The sequence below is a fragment of the Cupriavidus phytohabitans genome (assembly GCF_000426345.1).
Lineage (GTDB): Bacteria > Pseudomonadota > Gammaproteobacteria > Burkholderiales > Burkholderiaceae > Cupriavidus.
Genome location: NZ_AUFE01000035.1, coordinates 60,444 through 74,061, shown reverse-complemented (window position 1 = coordinate 74,061; position 13,618 = coordinate 60,444). Strand labels below are relative to the sequence as shown.

Annotated in this window: 17 protein-coding genes; 12 read left to right on the top strand and 5 right to left on the bottom strand. The window is 63.4% G+C overall.

Going from position 1 to position 13,618, the window contains the following annotated elements:
- Positions 1-205, bottom strand: a 205-nt coding sequence (locus K309_RS40140) for a transposase (protein ID WP_156914423.1), incomplete at its 3' end; no start/stop codon positions are given.
- Between the two features lie 513 nt (positions 206-718).
- Between K309_RS40140 and K309_RS0122750 the strand changes: the two genes are divergently transcribed.
- The 12 genes from K309_RS0122750 (at position 719) to K309_RS0122695 (ending at position 10,380) form a co-directional block, all read left to right on the top strand.
- On the top strand, positions 719-1,180 hold the full coding sequence (locus tag K309_RS0122750; RefSeq protein ID WP_156914422.1) for a hypothetical protein: 462 nt from the start codon (positions 719-721) through the stop codon (positions 1,178-1,180).
- Between the two features lie 11 nt (positions 1,181-1,191).
- Complete coding sequence (locus K309_RS0122745) at positions 1,192-1,596, top strand: hypothetical protein (protein WP_029048570.1); 405 nt, start codon at positions 1,192-1,194, stop codon at positions 1,594-1,596.
- A gap of 12 nt (positions 1,597-1,608) precedes the next feature.
- Complete coding sequence (locus tag K309_RS0122740) at positions 1,609-1,929, top strand: hypothetical protein (RefSeq protein WP_029048569.1); 321 nt, start codon at positions 1,609-1,611, stop codon at positions 1,927-1,929.
- Positions 1,930-1,940: 11 nt separating this feature from the next.
- Positions 1,941-3,359, top strand: coding sequence for a phage major capsid protein (locus K309_RS0122735; protein WP_029048568.1), 1,419 nt, complete (start codon positions 1,941-1,943; stop codon positions 3,357-3,359).
- A gap of 102 nt (positions 3,360-3,461) precedes the next feature.
- Positions 3,462-3,923 (top strand): hypothetical protein, encoded by a 462-nt coding sequence (locus K309_RS41840; RefSeq protein ID WP_156914421.1) that lies wholly within the window; start codon positions 3,462-3,464, stop codon positions 3,921-3,923.
- Positions 3,924-4,401: 478 nt separating this feature from the next.
- Entirely contained in the window at positions 4,402-4,947 is a 546-nt protein-coding gene (gene ruvC / locus K309_RS0122725; RefSeq protein WP_029048567.1) for a crossover junction endodeoxyribonuclease RuvC, read from the top strand.
- Positions 4,948-5,002: 55 nt separating this feature from the next.
- On the top strand, positions 5,003-6,214 hold the full coding sequence (locus K309_RS0122720; protein WP_029048566.1) for a glycerophosphodiester phosphodiesterase: 1,212 nt from the start codon (positions 5,003-5,005) through the stop codon (positions 6,212-6,214).
- Between the two features lie 106 nt (positions 6,215-6,320).
- Positions 6,321-6,902: a Holliday junction branch migration protein RuvA gene (gene ruvA, locus K309_RS0122715; RefSeq protein WP_029048565.1), complete on the top strand. Its 582-nt coding sequence runs from the start codon at positions 6,321-6,323 to the stop codon at positions 6,900-6,902.
- Positions 6,903-6,948: 46 nt separating this feature from the next.
- Positions 6,949-8,007 (top strand): Holliday junction branch migration DNA helicase RuvB, encoded by a 1,059-nt coding sequence (gene ruvB / locus K309_RS0122710; protein ID WP_029048564.1) that lies wholly within the window; start codon positions 6,949-6,951, stop codon positions 8,005-8,007.
- A 215-nt stretch (positions 8,008-8,222) separates the two neighbouring features.
- A complete protein-coding gene (locus K309_RS0122705) occupies positions 8,223-8,837 on the top strand; it encodes a hypothetical protein (protein ID WP_232232455.1) in 615 nt (204 codons plus the stop codon).
- A 44-nt stretch (positions 8,838-8,881) separates the two neighbouring features.
- Positions 8,882-9,466 carry a BPSL1445 family SYLF domain-containing lipoprotein gene (locus tag K309_RS0122700; protein ID WP_029048562.1) on the top strand — a complete coding sequence of 195 codons (585 nt, stop codon included), beginning with the start codon at positions 8,882-8,884 and terminating at the stop codon, positions 9,464-9,466.
- 188 nt (positions 9,467-9,654) lie between these two features.
- Positions 9,655-10,380, top strand: a complete 726-nt coding sequence (locus K309_RS0122695) for a queuosine precursor transporter (RefSeq protein ID WP_029048561.1) — start codon at positions 9,655-9,657, stop codon at positions 10,378-10,380.
- A 39-nt stretch (positions 10,381-10,419) separates the two neighbouring features.
- Here K309_RS0122695 and K309_RS0122690 read toward each other — a convergent pair whose 3' ends face one another.
- From K309_RS0122690 to tyrS, 4 genes are all read right to left on the bottom strand, one after another.
- Complete coding sequence (locus tag K309_RS0122690) at positions 10,420-11,094, bottom strand: histidine phosphatase family protein (protein ID WP_035878153.1); 675 nt, start codon at positions 11,092-11,094, stop codon at positions 10,420-10,422.
- Between the two features lie 30 nt (positions 11,095-11,124).
- Positions 11,125-11,772, bottom strand: coding sequence for a YbhB/YbcL family Raf kinase inhibitor-like protein (locus K309_RS0122685; RefSeq protein ID WP_029048559.1), 648 nt, complete (start codon positions 11,770-11,772; stop codon positions 11,125-11,127).
- A 79-nt stretch (positions 11,773-11,851) separates the two neighbouring features.
- Positions 11,852-12,313: a D-aminoacyl-tRNA deacylase gene (gene dtd / locus K309_RS0122680; protein WP_029048558.1), complete on the bottom strand. Its 462-nt coding sequence runs from the start codon at positions 12,311-12,313 to the stop codon at positions 11,852-11,854.
- 10 nt (positions 12,314-12,323) lie between these two features.
- Positions 12,324-13,565 (bottom strand): tyrosine--tRNA ligase, encoded by a 1,242-nt coding sequence (gene tyrS, locus K309_RS0122675; protein WP_029048557.1) that lies wholly within the window; start codon positions 13,563-13,565, stop codon positions 12,324-12,326.
- Positions 13,566-13,618: the final 53 nt, after the last annotated feature.

Here is a 13,618-nt window from a genome sequence, read left to right as displayed (position 1 = left end):
TGACTACAACGGGGAACAGCACTGGCGCGTCGCCAACATGGGGGTCGCCGAATTGGCCTGCTCGAAGCATGCGGCGCCAGCGAAAGACCATGTTCACGTTCAGACCGTGTTCCAACGCCAGCTTTGAAACCGACACGCCTGGCACGCACGCAGCTTCTGCAAGCCTTCGCTTCAGTTCGATCGGGTGATTGCGGCTGCCGCGCATGCGGCCACCACGCTTTGCCACAGTATCCAAAGTAGTCCCCGCCAGATTTTGATGGGAACTACTCTGGATAGGTTCGCCTCTCGCGTCTACACGGCCATTAGCGGACGGTTACATATGGACATCAGCTCCAGAAAGTTGCTGCCTTCCTCTCTGGTGAACTCCAGACCTTGCCCGCGGATATGCCCCTGCACCTGAAAACCCTTGCTACCTCAACACGCAATGGGATCTTGGCGGGAGTAGTGGACCCTAGTGTTACCAAGTACATGCAGAAAAATGTGGAAGCTGGCATTGCGAAGATCGCCCCTGCCCGAGCGCATCTGGAAAGAATCGCCTCCGCAGGACATATTGGAAGAATTTCTTCGTGCAAGGCGCTGTATAGGCGCGTAGCCAAGAGTGATGAACTTAGTCTTAAGGATGTTGATCGTGCCAAGGCTTTAGCCGGGTTCTACGCCGACAGCATTGCCAAGACAAAGGAAGCCCATAAGGCTAACCATTCCACAAAGAGGTGAGGATATGGAAGTCGATGAAAGAACCATGGTGGAACTCATAACACGCCTGGAACGCCTCGAGCAGGCCAAGGCAACTGGAGTGAATCCGTCAATGCATGGAGAGCGCTTGGCCGATGCCCTGCATAGTATTGACATGCTTGCTGGCACTGTGAGGGAGCTACAAGCATCCATTCAAGGTTTGCCTAAGAGCAAGGAGCTATCCGCCAGGCTAAAAGCCATAGAGCAGAGTTTATCCCAGGCCATGAAGCTTGCCCCAGGGGAAGACCCGAACAAGTTCTTCCAAGAACTGCTGAAGAAGGTCAGGGACTTCACATTAGAAGGTGAGAAAGAACTGGATGAGAAGATCAGCACTACCCTTAGCAAGACATATCAAGCGGCCGAGGATGCCGCTGCATCCGTCAGGGTCTTCACACGCAATGCTTCCGAGCAGTTGGAAAGCCTGTGCTATGCCTATGCCCACGAATAAGGATAAAAGCCATGCTCGACAAAGACACACTCCACTGGAGCATAGTCACTACCCTCGCTGACTTCACTGCGGGCGCAGAATATGTGGAGCTAACCATTGAAGATAACGGGTCCATCAGCATCCACCCCTTCTGGCCTCCTGGGTTCGATCCGGGCCTTGATGGGATCTGTCTTTCATTTCTTGCCGGCAAGCGCTTGTTTCCTCATATCCATGTGGAATACCCAATTGAGATGTCGGACCTCTCACCAAAGTATGTGGCTCACTTGGAAGAATTGGTTCGGCAAAAAGTCATTCCAGCATTTGAGAGTATCAATGAGGAAGCCCTGTATCGATTGATGAAGACCTTGGTTGTCAACGGGAGTGCCCGATTTATTCGCACTGAAGTGATGGATGGCGGCTTCAAGTATATCCATTAAAGGGAGAACTCTATGCCAACACTTTCCGAACGCTTCGACAAATCCCTTGATGATAGGATCGAGCAAGCGCTAAAGGCCAGGGACGCTGTATGGATGTTGAGTTTCCGGATGGCAAAGGAAGTCCCTGAGTCCATCGCAAGCGACGAATACGAAGCGCTGCATATTGCTAGGCGCTGCATCGATGTGGCTGCCGTCAGGTTGGGTGGCGTTATCGGCAAGGAGCAACAGGTCTTCAGTGCCGCGATGCAACTGCTTGAAAGGAAGGAACATCAGGACCGTGACCAAGCCCAAGAGGCCAAGTTCCTGAGCCGGTCCATGGAAGTGAAAGGCTAAGGAGGTGGAACATGAACATCTCGGAGAAAGTTCGACAGGCAGAAGCAGATGCCATGAAGTTGAAAGGCAGGCTCACCAATGCCATTCAATGCCTGGAAGCGGCCCCTGATGAGGACGGGCTTCTGAGTGAAGTCAGGCAACTCACTTCTCGAGTCAACGCAGCGACCAAGACCTTGGACGCATACAAGCGAGCGGAGGCCGTGAGGAGCAAGCGCTCTCCTGCGCCATCAGCGCCAGCGATTATCCATCACTGCGTGGAACCGAAGGTTGGAGATATCCTCTTCAAGCACGCCGTGGTCGCGCTCCTGGCGCATGTTGAGCGCAAGCCCGTAGCGCAGGTCATCCAGGAGCGTTATGGCAATGCGCCATTCGTGAAGGCAACCTGGAACCATATCCAGAAGTGCCTGATGGACCCGGCCTATCAGAAGAGCGCTGTGGACCCAGCCATGACAACCACGACTGGATGGGCAGCAGAGCTAGTGCGCAATGATGTCCGAGGCTACATCGACACACTGAAGGATGTGAGCGTGGCAGCAGCGCTCTCTGGCTTTGCCACTAGCCTGAACTTCGATGGCTTCAATTCGATCGTCATTCCTAAGCGCAATCCAGCTGTAAGCGGGCTTACCGAACCGGCATGGGTGAGTGAGGGTAGTCCAATCCCCCTGACCCAGTTCTCGTTCGGATCGACGATCATCAACCGCTTCAAGCTGGCAGCCATCACGACCATGAGCCGTGAGATTGCCGAACGCTCGACTCCAGCCATCGAGGATGTTCTGCGTGAAGCCCTTCGTGAAGCCCATGCCGAGGTTCTGGATGCCGCCTTGCTGTCCGATGTGGCAGCAGTGGTCAACGTGCGCCCCGCTGGCCTCCAGAATGCAGCGGCCTGGGGATCGGAGACCCGTGCAGGCGCCGCAGGTGGAGGTGAGGAGGCAGTGCGCGCCGACATCGTGGCGATGCTTGCCGGCCTCACGGCTCACAAACTCGGCGCTCGCCCGGTCCTCATGATCAACAACCTGGACCGGCTGGCGGTCGGCATGATCAGCTCGGCCATGAGCGAGCTCGTCTTTGCGGCAGAGCTGGCCAATGGCACTTTGCTCTCCATTCCCGTGATCAGCTCTGCCAACGTGCCGCAGCATCTGGCTGTGATGGTTGATGCGGCCTATGTGGCCACGGCGTTCGACATTCCGCAGTTCGAGGTGAGCGACATTGCCACTGTAGTGGAAGCCAGCGCCGATGCCACGGTTCCTACCATGGCGGACACCACGCCGGGTGAAGTGCCACCAGGAGGTGGCCTTTCTGTCGGTGCAGGAGGCAAGGCGCGTTCTCTCTGGCAGACCTACAGCCTAGGAATCCGGATGGTGGCGCCGACAAGCTGGTCGGTCGTGCAGCCTGGAGCCGTGCAATCGGTGACTGCGACGACCTGGAGTTAAGAGCAGTACCTGGTCCGCTTGCGTTTAAGTATGAGCGTACTTTTCTGGGTCCATCAGGCATCCTTCCTCTTGCAGGTCCAACTACCTGAAGGAGGTGGATTGATGGGCAAGAAGAAGCGTTACACATGGGGAGACTTTCTACATGACATCAGCAAGCTAGAAGCCATCATCGGACGGCAAGTCCTGACTCATTGCAATGCCTGTGGCAAGCGGATCACCAAGAAGCGGCCTGGAGGTTATTACCCTTATCAGGAATCTGGATTTTTCCGGATTGTGTTTGCAGAGCATCACACTGACGGAAAAACTGACAAGCCGTGTTCTGAAACTCATGGCTCTCGCAATACCCCTGATGTTGATGGTCGGACAGTTCTCATCGGCACTACGCATCCAAAGAGTCTTGCTACAAAGCTCCTTTTTCATTGCCATGTAGCGCATTGCACTGGACCGGTTCCGACTGAGTACCTCAGCAGGTGCTATTGCGAACTCAAGGGTCTGAAGATGTTCTTCTCTCGCAAAGTGGTGAGTGATCCTTTCATGCAGATTCCACCCTTCAAGCGCGATTGAAGTAGCCAGCCCTTCACTACCAGCCCGGCCTTAGCGCTGGGTTTTTTCTTGCCTGCCGGAGCCGCGTAGCCGCTGCCTGCGCTGCGTAGACCTGATGGCAGCTGGGTATGCCTGGGCTACCCCTTGCACGCGGTCCTAGAGCGCTGCAGGTATCCTTGCGACTACCTGGGCACAGGGTGTTCTCCTTGACCTCAAGTACAATGAGCATACCCAGGAGCATACCCGCGGCATGCAGGCAGATCTTGGGCAAGTGTGGTAAGTGCTTGATTCTGCAGCGGGATTTTCTGGCTTACACCTGAGAATCTGCCTTCAGGAAGGTTGTCGCTCGGACAAAAAGTGACCCGCCCAGGAGGGCGGAACCAGGCGGTTCAACGGCCGACAGCATGTCATCAACAGCGACAAAGCAGCTTTAGAAGCCGACGAGCATGTCACCAACACCGACCACAGCGCCAAAACCCAACACCAAATCAATCCCAAAATGCGAATCCTAGGCATCGACCCCGGCCTGCGCACCACCGGCTTTGGCGTGATCGAGAAACAAGGCAACAAGCTTGCCTACATCGCCTCGGGCACGATCAAGAGCAACGGCAACGAGTGCCTGCCGCAACGGCTGAAGACGCTTTACGACGGCATCAGCGAAATCTCCCGTACCTATGCCCCCGATTGCGCCGCGATCGAAAAGGTCTTCGTCAACGTCAACCCGCAATCCACCCTGCTGCTCGGCCAGGCCCGCGGCGCAGCGATCTGCGGGCTGGTCGGGTACGGCCTGCCGGTGTTCGAATACACCGCGCTGCAGCTAAAGGTCGCAGTGGTCGGCTACGGCCGCGCCAACAAGGCCCAGGTCCAGGAAATGGTGACCCGCCTGCTGATGCTGCCAGGCCAGCCAGGCAGCGACGCGGCCGATGCGCTGGGCGTGGCCATTTGCCGTGCCAATGGCGGCGATACGCTGGGCACACTTGCAGGAATGGCCCCGGAACTGGCGCGCAAGGGCATGCGCGTGCGGCGCGGCCGCCTGGTCGGCTGAGCCAGCCTCGCGAGTCTCTTACAATCGGGCATTCGTCTTCCCGCAGGAATACTGAATGCCAAGCCAGATTGATGTCCTCGCCCGCCCCGTAATGCATGCCTTGCGTCGCTGGCGGTTCCCGGTCACCGCGGCCGCTGCCGGCGCCATGCTGGTTGCCGGCTGTGCCACCGCGCCCCGGCCGAAGCTCCATGCACCGCCGGCACCGGCCCCGGCTCCAGGCGCGCCGCAGTCCCCCATCGCAGAGAAGCCCAAGGCCCTGGTCATCGCCCACCGCGGCGCCAGCGCACTGCGGCCCGAACACACGCTTGCCGCCTACGCCAAGGCGATCGAGGACGGCGCCGATGCAATCGAGCCCGATCTCGTCATGACCCGCGACGGCGTACTGGTAGCCCGCCACGAGAACGACATCACCGGCACCACCAACGTCGCCGAGATGGCGCAGTTCACCGACCGCAAGCGCACCAAGGTCATCGACGGCGAGCGCCTGACCGGCTGGTTCACCGAAGACTTCACGCTGGCCGAGCTCAAGACGCTGCGCGCGCGCGAGCGCATCCCGCGCCTGCGCCCGGCCAATGCGCGCCTGAACGACCAGTTCGAGATCCCGACCTTCGATGAGATCGTTCGCCTTGCCGAGCAGGCGGCGCTTCGCACCGGCAAACCCATCGGCATCTATGCCGAGCTGAAGCATCCGAGCTATTTCCGTGGCATCGGCCTGCCCATGGAAGACAAGCTCGCCGCCACCGTGCGCGCCAAGCCCTACCTCGGCCAGGCCCCCCTGTTCATCCAGTGCTTTGAAGGCGGCAGCCTGCGCGCGCTGCGGCGCACCTTCGGCCACGCGCAACCCAACGTCAAACTGGTGCAGTTGGTCGGCAACCCGCGCAAGAGCCCCGCCGACTGGAAGCTCGCCGGCGACCCCCGGACTTTCGGCGACATGCTGAATACGACCGGCCTGCGCGAAGTGGCGACCTACGCCGACGGCATCGGCCCGGAGAAAAGCAGCGTAGTGCCGCGCGACGCCGAGGGCGCGCTCGCCGCGCCCACCGCGTTGGTCCGCCAGGCTCATGCCTCCGGCCTGTTCGTCCATCCCTACACCTTCCGCCCGGAGAACAGTTTCCTGCCCAAGGCACTGCAGACCGGCGGCGACGAGGCCACGCGCAGCCCGTCGGGCATGGTGCGCGAGCTGGAAGCGTTTATTGCGGCGGACGTCGATGGCTTCTTCACCGACGACCCGGCGCTCGGACGCCGCGCGGTCGATACAAAGCGCTGAGGCCGCAATCTGGCCGCAATATGGCCGCAATATGGCCGCCATATGACCGAATCCGGCCGCGGGGTACACTTGCGGCCGCCTCATCCCCTACCCAACTCACCCAGACATGATCGGACGCATTGCCGGCAACCTCATCGAGAAGAATCCCCCACACCTGCTGGTCGACTGCCATGGCGTCGGCTATGAGGTCGACGTACCGATGAGCACCTTCTATAACCTGCCGGCCGTGGGCCAGCCGGTCACGCTGCTGACCCAGCTGATCGTGCGCGAGGACGCGCACCTGCTGTACGGCTTCGGCACGGCGGCCGAGCGCAATACCTTCCGCGAGTTGATCAAGATCAGCGGCATCGGCGCGCGCATGGCGCTGGCGGTGCTGTCGGGCATGTCGGTGTCCGAGCTGGCACAGGCGATCACGCTGCAGGAAGCAGGCCGGCTGACGCGCGTGCCGGGCATCGGCAAGAAGACCGCCGAGCGGCTGCTGCTCGAGCTCAAGGGCAAGCTGGGCGCGGAACTGGGGCATGCGCCCGGCGCCGCGGCCGTGCCCGACAGCGCTGTCGATGTGCTCAACGCGCTGCTCGCGCTGGGCTACTCGGAGAAGGAGGCCGGCGCGGCGATCAAGCAGGTGCCGGCCGGCACCGGCGTGTCCGAGGGCATCAAGCTCGCGCTCAAGGCCTTGTCCAAGGGCTGAGGCGTAGAATGGCGGGGTCTTTTCCGGGGTACCCCCCATTAGCGCCATGATCGAGACCGACAAGCTTTCCGCCCCCGCCCGCGTGATTTCCGCCACCCCCGCCTCGTCGCAGGAGGAGGCGTTCGAGCGGGCGTTGCGGCCCAAGCTGCTGGACGACTACGTCGGCCAGGAAAAGGTGCGCGGACAGCTCGATATCTTCATGCACGCCGCGCGCAAGCGGCGCGAGGCGCTCGACCACGTGCTGCTGTTCGGCCCGCCGGGCCTGGGCAAGACCACGCTGGCCCATATCATCGCGCGCGAGATGGGCGTGGGCCTGCGCCAGACTTCGGGGCCGGTGCTGGAGCGCCCGGGCGACCTGGCGGCGCTGCTGACCAACCTGGAAGCCAACGACGTGCTCTTCATCGACGAGATCCACCGGCTGTCGCCGGTCGTCGAGGAGATCCTGTACCCGGCGCTGGAGGATTACCAGATCGACATCATGATCGGAGAAGGCCCGGCGGCCCGCTCGGTCAAGCTCGACCTGCAGCCGTTCACGCTGGTTGGCGCCACCACGCGCGCCGGCATGCTGACCAATCCGCTGCGCGACCGCTTCGGCATCGTGGCGCGGCTGGAGTTCTACAACGCCGAGGAACTGGCACGCATCGTCACGCGTTCGGCGCAGTTGCTGCACGCCAGCATCGATCCGCAGGGCGCGCTGGAGATCGCGCGGCGGGCGCGCGGCACCCCGCGTATCGCCAACCGGCTGCTGCGCCGTGTGCGCGACTATGCCGAGGTCAAGGGCGACGGCACCATCACGCGCGAGATGGCCGATGCCGCGCTGGCCATGCTGGACGTCGACCGCGTCGGCTTTGACCTGATGGACCGCAAGCTGCTGGAAGCGGTGCTGCACAAGTTCGGCGGCGGCCCGGTGGGCGTGGACAACCTGGCCGCGGCCATCGGCGAGGAGCGCGACACCATCGAAGACGTGCTCGAACCCTACCTGATCCAGCAGGGCTACCTGCAGCGCACGCCGCGCGGGCGTGTGGCCACGGCGGCAGCCTACCGGCATTTCGGCCTGGCGTCGCCGCAGTCTGGCGGCGGCGGCGAGTTGTTCGACGGGCGATAAGGCGCGGGGCCGGGGCGTCGGCATCAGCCAATTAAACGTTTTAATCTCGCCCCCCAAATTTTTTCGAAGTGGATTGCTGGCCCATGGCCCATTGTCCACAATGGCTTCATCGGCACCTGGCTGGTGCCCGCCGATGACCGCCAGGAGGTAGCCCAAGGGCTGCCCCACGGTTGCGGCGCAATTGTGAACCGGTTTCCGACCCTGCAAGGAATGCCATGAGCCGTCGCCTGCGCCGTTCCACCTCGTCCCTGCTCGCCGCCACCCTGGCCAGTGCCGCGTTCGCGCTGCTGGCTGCCGGGAACGCCAATGCTCAGCGTGCGCAGGGTCCTGTCGGCGTCGCCGAGGAAGCCGTGATCAGCGGCAAGATCATTGATATCGACCCCACCTCCAAGGCCGTGCTGGTACAAGGCCCGCGCGGCAATGTGGTCGAGCTGGTCGCGGGCGACGAAGCGAAGAATTTCGGCCAGGTGCGCAAGGGCGACATCGTCACCGTGACGCGCGGCGCGGCCCTGGTGGCGTCGCTGGAACCGCTCGACAGCAAGGCCACCGCCATGGCCGAACAGGTCGACCGCACCTCGCGCGCCGCCGAGGGCGGCAAGCCGGGCATCATGCGTGAGATCACCACCACGGTGACTGCGGAAATCACCAAGATCGATCCGGCCAAGCGCCTGGTCACGTTCCGCGGGCCGCGCGAGACGCTGCGCACCGTCAAGGTCGAGGATCCCGCGATCGACCTGAACCAGATCAAGCGCGGACAGATGGCCAAGCTTGTCTACCGCGAAGTCGTGGCCATTACGGTCAAGGCACCGGCGGCGGCCGCAGCCAACTAAACACCGTGCCGGGCGCGGTACTTTTCCCCACCAGGAGGTTACCTATGAATCGTCGCCACTTTGTTACCCGGGTTGCCGGCTCGGGCCTGCTCGTTGCCACCGCAATGGCGGCAGGCTGCACCACCACCGGCACCAGCGCCTCGAAGGACCCGGTCGCCAAGAAGCAGGAAATCGATGCCGGGGTGGACGGAGCGCTGAACCGGTTGTATTCCGCCAACGCCGGCGCACGCGATCTGGCGCAGCGTGCGCAAGGGGTCCTGGTGTTCCCGCGTGTCATCTCGGCCGGCCTGGTGGTGGGCGGCGAATACGGCGAAGGTGCGCTGCGATCCAAGGGCGCGACGGTCGGCTACTACAGCACGACGCAGGCCTCGGTCGGTCTGACCGCCGGCGGGCAGTCCAAGGCCGTCATCATCATGTTCATGACCCCGGAGGCCTACAACAAGTTTGTTTCCAGCAAGGGCTGGACCGCCGGCGCCGACGCCAACGTGGCGGTGGCCAAGGTCGGCGCGGACGGCAGGCTCGATACCCTGACCAGCCAGCAGCCGGTGATTGCCTTCGTGCAGACCAATGCCGGCCTGATGTTCGACGTCTCGGTGAACGGCGCCAAGATCAGCAAGCTGGACATCTGACGCTGCCACCCGGCTGCGCCGGGCCATCCCGCCCCATGCTGCAATTCCCGGCTTCGGCCGGGAATTTTCATTTCGGGCGGCCGGCAGCAACGCCTGGGCAAGCCACAACAGGCGCGGCAAAGTCCGGGGCCCGCTGGCATAATCGCGCCCAAAATGCCGCGCGCCAGCGCGCCCGACCGGGAGCCCCCATGTCCGCCGTCCCCGCCAGCACGATCCAACCGGGCCGTGTCTACCGCTACTATGACTTCGTCATGGTGGCATTCGTCACCGTGCTGCTGTGTTCGAACCTGATCGGCGCGGCCAAGGCGGCGCAGGTGACGCTGCCCATGATCGGCACGGTGACCTTCGGCGCCGGCGTGCTCTTCTTCCCGATTTCGTACATCTTCGGCGACGTGCTGACCGAGGTCTACGGCTACGGCCGCGACCGGCGCGTGGTCTGGGCCGGCTTCGCCGCGCTGGCGTTCGCCACTTTCATGAGCCTGGTGGTGCTGAACATGCCGGTCGCGCCGTTCATGGCGGACTACCAGAAGAGCCTGCAGGATGTGTTCGGCAACACCTGGCGCATCGCGCTCGGGTCGCTGATCGCGTTCTGCTGCGGCAGTTTCACCAACAGCTATGTGCTGGCGAAAATGAAGCTGTGGACGGGAGGGCGGTGGCTGTGGACGCGCACGATCGGCTCGACCCTGGCGGGCGAGCTGGTCGATTCGTCGCTGTTTTACGTGATTGCCTTCTATGGCATCTGGCCGCCGGAAAAGGTAGCCCAGGTCGCCGTGGCGCAGTACGTGCTGAAGACCGGCTGGGAAGTCGTGATGACGCCGGTGACGTACAAGGTGGTGGGATTTTTGAAGCGGGCCGAGAACGAGGACTACTTCGACCGGCATACCAATTTCACGCCATTCCGCGTGAGGGTCTGAAGCCCTGTCCCGCCGGGCCGGAGCGGGATATCCAAAGACTCAGGGCACCCGCCGGTCCACCTCGTCCAGCGCCAGGTTCTCCAGGTGGCTCACATCCCCCCACGCCGCCAGCGTCAGGTGCGAGCTGTCACTGCGCAGCCGATTGACACTGGCATTGAGCAGCTCATGCTGGCGCGGCGCTTCCAGCGTCATGCCGGTGGCCTCGCGGTACAGGCAGTCGAGCACGCCGCCGTGCGCGACCAGCGCGATACGCTCGCCGGGGTGGCGGCGCGACAGCGCCAGCACGGCGTCGACGGTGCGCTCATGGAAACCGAGCAGCGATTCGCCCTCCGGCGGCGCGTAGTCCGGCACGCGCGCCTGCCAGCGGGCGAAGTCTTCGGGCAGGTCCTCGGCCACTTCGGCGTAGGTCTTGCCCTGCAGCGTGCCGTAGCTGCGCTCGCGCAGGCGCGCGTCGGGGCGTATCTGCAGCCCCAGCGCCTCGGCCAGCGGCGCCGCGGTTTCCATGGCCCGCGACAGGTCACTGGAATACACCGCGTCGATCGGCTCGCCGGCCAGCGCGGCAGCCAGCGCGCGCGCCTGGGCGCGGCCGGTCTCGTTCAGCGGAATATCAAGCTGGCCTTGCAGCCGGCGCTCCCGGTTCCAGGCCGTTTCGCCATGGCGGATTACGATCAGGTGGGTAAAGGCCAGCGATTGCAGCCCGGAGCTTAGCGACATGCCGATTCCTTCGGTTTCCTTTGAAGCCGCTTACTGCGCCAGCTTGGGATTGAGCGTGTAGGTGCCGGTCAGGCTGGCCTGCGCCAGCACATGGCCCTGGATCGCGTCGCGCACCTGCGCGCCGGTGAAGGTGCCATCCAGCGGCAGGCGGTCGATGTCCAGCGCATACAGCGTGAACACGTAGTGGTGCAGCAGCGTGTCATTCCACGGCGGGCACGGGCCGTCATAGCCGAAGTAGTCGCCCTTCATGTCGGCATCGCCGGCGAACCAGCCGGTATAGTCGTTGATGCCGTGGCGCAGGCCACCCGCGGTGGCGGTGCCGCCGGTGGCCTCGGGGCCCGGCTTGCCGCGCGCGATCACGCCGTCGCTGTGCGAGGCGGCGGCGATCGCGCTCAGGCCCGGCGGAATGTCGACCAGCACCCAGTGGAAGAAGTCCACGCGCGGCAGCGAGGCCGGCACTTCGTGGCCTTCCTGGTTGACGTCGTCGCCCTTGCTGGGCACGTCGCGGTCGTGGCAGATCAGCACGAACGAGCGCGTCTCGGCCGGCGCGTCTTCCCAGTGCAGGTCGGGATTGCGGTTGGTCGACAAGGCCACGTGGCTGGCGGCGTCTGGCACGCAGAAAGCAAACTCGCCAGGGATCGGCGCGTTGTCGTTGAAGGACTTGCTCCAGAGTTTCATTTGTCTCTCCTGTCTTGGTGCCGCGCCGGGGCGTGGCAGCTTGGGATCTGTCTTGCGATCTGCAATCTGGCGATCTGCTTCAGGCAGGCGGCACCCGCAGCCAGAACGTGACCGGCCCGTCATTGACCAGGCTGACCTGCATCATCGCGCCGAACTCGCCAGTCTGCACCTGCGGATGCGCCGCGCGCGCCTTTGCCACGAAATGCTCGTACAGCCGCTTGCCATCCTCCGGCGACGCCGCCGGCGTGAAGCTGGGCCGCGTACCGCTGTTGGTGTCGGCCGCCAGCGTGAACTGCGACACCACCAGCAGGCCGCCGGCATTGCCGTTGCCGTCCATGTTCTGCACGGGCAGGTTCATCTTGCCGGCGGCATCGGAGAACACCCGGTATGACAGCATCTTGGCCAGCAGCCGCTCGGCCTGCGCCTCGGTGTCGCCGCGCTCGGCGCAGACCAGTGCCAGCAGGCCGGCGCCGATCTCGCCGGTGGTGCGGCCTTCGACGGTCACGCAGGCCCGCGCGACTCGCTGGATCAATGCGATCATGCCCGCCGCCTCAGGACAGCGTCACGCGCGCGAAGCGGCGCTTGCCGACCTGCACGACGTAGGTGCCGGCGGCAACCCTGGTCGCCTTGTCGCTGACCGTGGCCCCGTCGATCTTGACGCCGCCCTGCTCGATATTGCGGTTGGCTTCCGAAGTCGACGGCACCAGGTTGGCCTGCTTGAGCAGCTGCGCGATGCCCAGCGGCGCACCTTCCAGGCTGACCGCGGGGATGTCGTCGGGCACGCCGCCGCGCGCGCGGTGGTTGAAGTCTTCCAGCGCCTTCTCGGCATCGGCCTGGCTGTGGAAGCGCGCCACGATCTCCTGCGCCAGCAGCACCTTGCAGTCGCGCGGGTTGCGGCCCGCAGCGATCTCCTGCTTCATCAGGTCGATCTCGGCCATCGGGCGGAACGAGAGCAGCGTGAAGTACTGCCACATCAGGTCGTCCGAGATGCTCATCAGCTTGCCGAACATGTCGTTGGGCGCCTCGGTCACGCCGACGTAGTTGCCCTTGGACTTGGACATCTTCTCGACCCCGTCCAGGCCGACCAGCAGCGGCATGGTCAGGATGCACTGCGGCTCCTGGCCGTATTCCTTCTGCAGCTCGCGGCCGACCAGCAGGTTGAACTTCTGGTCGGTGCCGCCGAGCTCCAGGTCGGACTTGAGCGCGACCGAGTCATAGCCCTGCATCAGCGGGTAGAGGAACTCATGCACCGAGATCGGAATCCCAGACCGGAACCGCTTGGTGAAGTCGTCGCGCTCCATCATCCGGGCCACGGTGTACTTGGCGGCCAGCTGGATCATGCCGCGCGCGCCCAGCGGGTCGCACCACTCGCTGTTGTAGCGGATCTCGGTGCGCGCCGGGTCCAGCACCAGGCTGGCCTGGCGGTAGTAGGTCTGGGCGTTGGCCTCGATCTGCTCGCGCGTCAGCGGCGGGCGCGTGCTGTTGCGGCCCGACGGATCGCCGATGGTCGAGGTGAAATCGCCGATCAGGAAGATCACCTGGTGGCCGAGGTCCTGCAGCTGGCGCAGCTTGTTCAGCACCACGGTGTGGCCGATATGGATGTCGGGCGCGGTCGGATCCAGGCCCAGCTTGATGCGCAGCGGCACGCCGGTGGCCTCGCTGCGCGCCAGCTTCTGCGTCCACTCGGATTCGATCAGCAGTTCGTCGCAGCCACGCTTGGAGACCTCCAGGGCGTGCATCACCGACGGCGTCAGGGGGTATTTGGCCGCGGGGCCCGTGGAAACTTCAGTCATGACGTAAGTCTTTGAAATACATGAAATTTTAGGAAAGATTCCGACAGCCGCGA

What these genes read in the sequence shown, in the direction of transcription:
- K309_RS0122750 (WP_156914422.1), top strand. Translation starts at nt 719, where the DNA reads ATGGAAGTCGATGAAAGAACCATGGTGGAACTCATAACACGCCTGGAA.
- K309_RS0122745 (WP_029048570.1), top strand. Translation starts at nt 1,192, where the DNA reads ATGCTCGACAAAGACACACTCCACTGGAGCATAGTCACTACCCTCGCT.
- K309_RS0122740 (WP_029048569.1), top strand. Translation starts at nt 1,609, where the DNA reads ATGCCAACACTTTCCGAACGCTTCGACAAATCCCTTGATGATAGGATC.
- K309_RS0122735 (WP_029048568.1), top strand. Translation starts at nt 1,941, where the DNA reads ATGAACATCTCGGAGAAAGTTCGACAGGCAGAAGCAGATGCCATGAAG.
- K309_RS41840 (WP_156914421.1), top strand. Translation starts at nt 3,462, where the DNA reads ATGGGCAAGAAGAAGCGTTACACATGGGGAGACTTTCTACATGACATC.
- ruvC (WP_029048567.1), top strand. Translation starts at nt 4,402, where the DNA reads ATGCGAATCCTAGGCATCGACCCCGGCCTGCGCACCACCGGCTTTGGC.
- K309_RS0122720 (WP_029048566.1), top strand. Translation starts at nt 5,003, where the DNA reads ATGCCAAGCCAGATTGATGTCCTCGCCCGCCCCGTAATGCATGCCTTG.
- ruvA (WP_029048565.1), top strand. Translation starts at nt 6,321, where the DNA reads ATGATCGGACGCATTGCCGGCAACCTCATCGAGAAGAATCCCCCACAC.
- ruvB (WP_029048564.1), top strand. Translation starts at nt 6,949, where the DNA reads ATGATCGAGACCGACAAGCTTTCCGCCCCCGCCCGCGTGATTTCCGCC.
- K309_RS0122705 (WP_232232455.1), top strand. Translation starts at nt 8,223, where the DNA reads ATGAGCCGTCGCCTGCGCCGTTCCACCTCGTCCCTGCTCGCCGCCACC.
- K309_RS0122700 (WP_029048562.1), top strand. Translation starts at nt 8,882, where the DNA reads ATGAATCGTCGCCACTTTGTTACCCGGGTTGCCGGCTCGGGCCTGCTC.
- K309_RS0122695 (WP_029048561.1), top strand. Translation starts at nt 9,655, where the DNA reads ATGTCCGCCGTCCCCGCCAGCACGATCCAACCGGGCCGTGTCTACCGC.
- K309_RS0122690 (WP_035878153.1), bottom strand. Translation starts at nt 11,094, where the DNA reads ATGTCGCTAAGCTCCGGGCTGCAATCGCTGGCCTTTACCCACCTGATC.
- K309_RS0122685 (WP_029048559.1), bottom strand. Translation starts at nt 11,772, where the DNA reads ATGAAACTCTGGAGCAAGTCCTTCAACGACAACGCGCCGATCCCTGGC.
- dtd (WP_029048558.1), bottom strand. Translation starts at nt 12,313, where the DNA reads ATGATCGCATTGATCCAGCGAGTCGCGCGGGCCTGCGTGACCGTCGAA.
- tyrS (WP_029048557.1), bottom strand. Translation starts at nt 13,565, where the DNA reads ATGACTGAAGTTTCCACGGGCCCCGCGGCCAAATACCCCCTGACGCCG.